Source organism: Pseudomonas sp. (genome assembly GCF_026224925.1).
Classification (GTDB): Bacteria; Pseudomonadota; Gammaproteobacteria; order Pseudomonadales; family Pseudomonadaceae; genus Aquipseudomonas.
Genome location: NZ_JAMFRV010000560.1, coordinates 1 through 2374, shown reverse-complemented (window position 1 = coordinate 2374; position 2374 = coordinate 1). Strand labels below are relative to the sequence as shown.

General features: G+C 57.8%; 2 protein-coding genes. Both read right to left on the bottom strand.

Going from position 1 to position 2374, the window contains the following annotated elements; genetic code table 11:
• Positions 1 to 1117, bottom strand: a 1117-nt coding sequence (locus tag M0974_RS23415) for a serine hydrolase domain-containing protein (RefSeq protein WP_297842512.1), incomplete at its 3' end; no start/stop codon positions are given.
• A 95-nt stretch (positions 1118 to 1212) separates the two neighbouring features.
• The coding region (locus M0974_RS23410) for a beta-galactosidase (protein WP_297842510.1) at positions 1213 to 2374 on the bottom strand (1162 nt) is incomplete at its 5' end.

Genomic DNA, 2374 nt, shown 5'->3' with positions numbered 1-2374 from the left:
GCGATTGCGCGCGCGGGTCCATTAATACATAAGGCCCTAGCGTGTTAGTGACAAAACCAAATGCCACCTCGCGCTCAGGGTCCGCAAATCCGATAGAGCCGCCTGCGCCGGGATGGCCGAAGGCTTTAGGTCCAAGGCCGTAGGTTGCATTAGGCACCTGCGGCTGGTCGAGCATACAGCCGAGACCGAAACGGGTTTGAGTCAGCAGGGTTTTATCGGCCCCCACACTGTGCTCTCGGGTCAACTCACTTAACAGCTCTGCTTCCAGTAACCGACCATCAAGCAATCCCGAGTAAAAACCAGCGAGACTGCGTGCATTACCATGCCCATTGGCGGCAGGTTGTTGCATGCGCCGCCACTCAGGCTTGTTGGTGCTGGTCATAATAGACGGCGGATTGGTAAAAGCCCGTGCGGTCATGGAGGTCGGCTCGCGCATTGTCGTCTGCAACAGACGCTGTGCGGCTTCATCCCCTGTAACGCCCTTGCCGCGAGTGATGTGCGCGACACGATGAAACTCTTCGTCCGCCAGCCCTACATGAAAGTCGAGGCCCAACGGTTGAGAGATACGCGCCGCGATAGACTCACCCGGCCCCCGGCCGTCAGCCCGACGCAACATTTCACCGACCAACCAGCCATAGGTTATGGCTGCATAGCCGTGACCCTTACCCGGTGTCCACCAAGGCTCTTCGGCCGCCAACGCATCGGTCATGGCTTGCCAGTCATACAGCGCTTCGGCGGGCAACATATGACGCAATGCTGGCAAACCTGCCTGATGGCAAAGCAACTGGCGCAGCGTGATTTTGCCTTTGCCGGCCGCAGCGAATTCAGGCCAAAGGTCGGCGACCGGGTCGTCCAGCTGCAACTTTCCTTCGCCGACTAACTGCAACGCCGTCACTGCGGTGAAGGTTTTGGTGCAGGAAAACAGATTGGCGATGGTGTCGCTGTGCCAAACCTCAGTGCCATCCTTATCTGCGATGCCGGCCCATAGATCGACCACGGTTTCGCCGCCGATCTGGATGCACAACGCGCCGCCGCGCTCCTGAGGGTCATCGAACAGTGCAGCAAAAGCTTCCCGCACGGCCTCAAACTTAAGCTCGAAATGCCCCTGAATCTGCACGCACCCGCTCCCCGAAATTCGCTGCATCAGTTAATGACGCGCATTGTTCCAGCGATTGAGCGCTTTGGGAACAGACTCACGCGTTAAAGCGATGATTAACGGGTACCCCCGGCATGCCCGCCAGCACCTTTTCCTTCACCGCTGCCACGCTTTCCACCGTCGCTTTTCTGGACATTGTCAGGTGCCGCTTGAGCCTTAGCCTTTTCAGTCTCGCTTGCACGCGCCTCTTTATTGAGCAAGACGGGTACTTGAAGGTTGCTTTTGCGCACGGCGTCAACGAAGCCCTGAAACGGTACATCAGTGATCCCGACGAGACCGACGTGGCCATTTTCCCCGTCGAGCAACCGACCGGTGACCGGCTGATCGAGGTATTCAAACCAATGCACACCGACGATTGACGGTTCGGCCAAGGCTTGTTTGAGGAAGTTCGCGTAAGCCGGGCCGCGGTCTTCTTCCCTCGCGACTTCCATGGCGCCACCCCAGAACGGTCCGCGGTCGCGGGAGCCAAAGTGAAATTCGCCCACCAGCACGGGTTTATTCAGCTCACGCAATGCGGCAAAGTCGTAGCCGTCTTGTGGTTTTGGAGTATAGAAGTTGAAACTCAGTACGTCGCAATATTGAGCGCACGACGCCACCGCTTCCGGGGTACTCACCGAAAAGCGACCACCGAGCAGCAGATGATTAGGCGCATGCCATTTCAAAGAGTCGGAGATGGTTTTGAAATAGGTGTCCGCGAAGACCTTCTGGAAGTTTTTGAAGTCGGTTTCGATTTCGGGGTGATCGGCGCTTGGCAGTGGCGGCTGAAAACCCGGGTCTTCCATCAACTCCCAAGCAGGCAGGTTAATGCCCCACGCTTTCGAAAGCCCCTGCTGATTACGGTACTTATCACGCAGCTGTTTGAGGAACGCACGTTTGGCGGGTGCATCAGTGCTCATTTTCAAAGTGCCATAGGCCAAGGCGTAACGCGCCTTCGGGTCATCACCATACCCGGCCCAGGCCAACTCGTTATCCGCGAAATAACCCACCAACCACGGGTCATCACGATGATCCCGGGCAGCGATAGCGACTGCCCGTTCGGTGGCCATGGCGAAGCGCGGGTCAAACGGATCGGGCATGCCACCCCAACGGTCCGTCCCAGTGCTGATGCTGTTGTAGTCACCGACGATGGACAGCGGCAAGGTATAGGGCACGCGCTCATTAACGCCTAATCCCGGATCGCTCCAGTTGCCAATGGTATTGAATCCCCAAGCCTGCAGG